Consider the following 2,597-nt stretch of genomic DNA (forward strand, 5'->3'; position numbering starts at 1 on the left):
TAGTATAATTATTGCGATTATTATTTTTAATTCCATTTATAACTCCCCCTTTTTAGCCTTTCACTTACTATTTTTTGATTATATCTATCACTTCTGACATTGATTTCAAATTATTTGCCAATCTATCAAAATCTTCACGGCTTCTTATTGTTATTCTTAAATGTATAAGTATTCTTTTATTCCCATTTTCCTTAAAAGTATTTGTATTTACATTTAAAAGATTCATTTTGTATTCGTTTAGAATTCTAATAATGTCAAGAAGAAGTCCGTTTCTATCTGAAGCTTTTATTGTAAAATTAAATTCATATGTTGTATTGGCAGACATTGCAGATTCATCCCAGTAAACATCAATTTCCCTTTCAGGCTCCTTTTCCATAAGGGATATGAAATTTTGACAATCTGAGCGGTGTATTGCTATCCCACGTCCTCTTGTTACGTAGCCTCGTATTTCATCTCCAGGAAGCGGACTACAGCATTTTGCAAAGCGGTACATCGTATTCTCAGTTCCAGATATTTTGACTCCACCATTATTTTTCCCTTTTTGTTTATTTGCTTTTTCTGTTTCTTCCTCAAGCACTTTTTCAAGAGCCTTTTCTTCTTTTTTCTCAAATTTGTTCATAAATCCGTCAAGCGACAAATCTCCAATAGCAAATCTGTAAAATAATGTTTTTGTATCAGGTACATTAAATTTTTTCATATAAAGGAAAACACGTTCATCTTCAAGCATATCCTTCAGTTTTAGTCCAATCTGCTCAAATTCCTTTTCTAGAATTTGTTCCCCTTCCTTTGATTTTTCTTCAAATTCCTTATCTTTAAACCATTTTCGGATTTTCACACGGGAACTGTGATTGTTTACCATTTCAATCCAGTCTTTTCCAGGACCTTTATTAACATTTTTGGAAGTCATGACTTCGACTTTATCTCCATTTTTAAGTACCTGATTTAGCTGTGTAATTCTTCCGTTTACCTTTGCTCCAATCGTTCTGTATCCAATTTGCGTATGAACTTGGAATGCGAAATCAAGTGCTGTTGAATTTCTAGGCATTTCCATTACATCATCTTTTGGTGTGAATACAAATATCGTCTGTTTTAAGACATCTCCTGTAACTTCCTGTGCAAATCCCTTTTGTTCCTTCTCATCCGATTTGCTTTGAACAGAATCAGTCAATTTTTTTGCATCTGCATAAAATTTTTCATTTTTAGACTTAGATTTTTTTTCTTTATATTTCCAATGTGCAGCAACCCCTTCTTCTGCTATTTCATGCATTTCTTGAGTTCTAATCTGAATTTCCACATTTTGGTCATTAGGCCCTTTTACAGTTGTATGAATGGATTGGTAGCCGTTTGGCTTTGGCTGGGAAATATAGTCCTTGAAACGCTTAAATACTGGAATGAATAAATCGTGAATTATTCCAAGCACATTATAGCACTCATTTTTTTTCTCAACAATAATTCTTATCGCAATCAAGTCATTCAAATCCACAAATCTTTTTTCCTTTTCATTCATTTTACGATAAATGCTGTATAAATGCTTTGGGCGTCCTGTAACTTCTCCCTTTATATGATTTTTTTCAAGTTCTGCTTGAATTTTTTCAATAAAATTTGCTGTATATTCTTCACGTTCCTTCCTTTTGGAATTTATAAGCTCCTTAATCTCGTAATAATCTTTTGGATATAAAAATCTAAAACTAATATCTTCCAATTCCCATTTTATCTTTGCCATCCCTATTCTATGTGCGATTGGTGCGTAAATTTCAATGGTTTCTTTTGACTTTTCCTGCTGTTTTTCAGGCTTCATATATTTTAATGTTCGCATATTATGAAGTCTATCTGCAAGTTTTATAATTACAACCCGAATATCTTCCGACATTGCAACTACCATTTTTCGTATATTCTCCAGCTTTTTACTATCCGTTCTTGGTAAATTCCTAAGTTTAGTAACTCCATCTACAAGTTTTTTTACATCTTCTCCAAAATTGTACTCAATATCTGCGAGTGTTATAAGCGTATCCTCAACTACATCATGAAGAAGCCCTGCCACAATCGTATCTGTATCCATTCTCATATCAGCGAGTATTTCTGCTACTTCCACAGGATGCAAAATATAATCCTCTCCGCTTTTTCTCTTCTGTCCCACATGTGACTCGTAAGCAAGAGTAAAAGCCTCTGCCACTTTATCCATATCCACATCTAGATTATTTTCCTTAATCCTGTCTGCCAGCTGCTTATACAGCTCATCATAACTTTTATTAACAATCTCCGGCATTTTCATATCTTCAATCTCATCATCTGTCATTTTCCAGTCATTTTTTAACACTTTTTTCTCATCCATCTCGCATCTCATCCTCTCAGTATCAAATAAAATCCATTTTATCTTATTTTATCCAATCACTTTTTCTTAAAATTATTTTACTATACATTTTAAAAAAAATCTATTATAAAGTGTGAATATTGTTAATTATTTTTGTTTTGGGATTCTAAATTATTTAAAATAAATTATTTTAAAAAGATTATTCTAATTTTTATCTAATCAAAAAAATGATAACATAAACAAAAAATTAACTTTTAGGAGGAAAAACAATGGAAGCACCTATCCC

1 protein-coding gene is annotated in these 2,597 nt (G+C 31.9%); it reads right to left on the minus strand.

The features are described 5' to 3' along the window. Positions 1–67: 67 nt before the first annotated feature. Positions 68–2,332: a bifunctional (p)ppGpp synthetase/guanosine-3',5'-bis(diphosphate) 3'-pyrophosphohydrolase gene (locus Q0370_RS01085; RefSeq protein ID WP_299570935.1), complete on the minus strand. Its 2,265-nt coding sequence runs from the start codon at positions 2,330–2,332 to the stop codon at positions 68–70. Between the last annotated feature and the right edge of the window lie 265 nt (positions 2,333–2,597).

The sequence above is a fragment of the uncultured Leptotrichia sp. genome (assembly GCF_938036635.1).
In the GTDB taxonomy this organism is placed as follows: Bacteria; Fusobacteriota; Fusobacteriia; order Fusobacteriales; family Leptotrichiaceae; genus Leptotrichia; species Leptotrichia hongkongensis.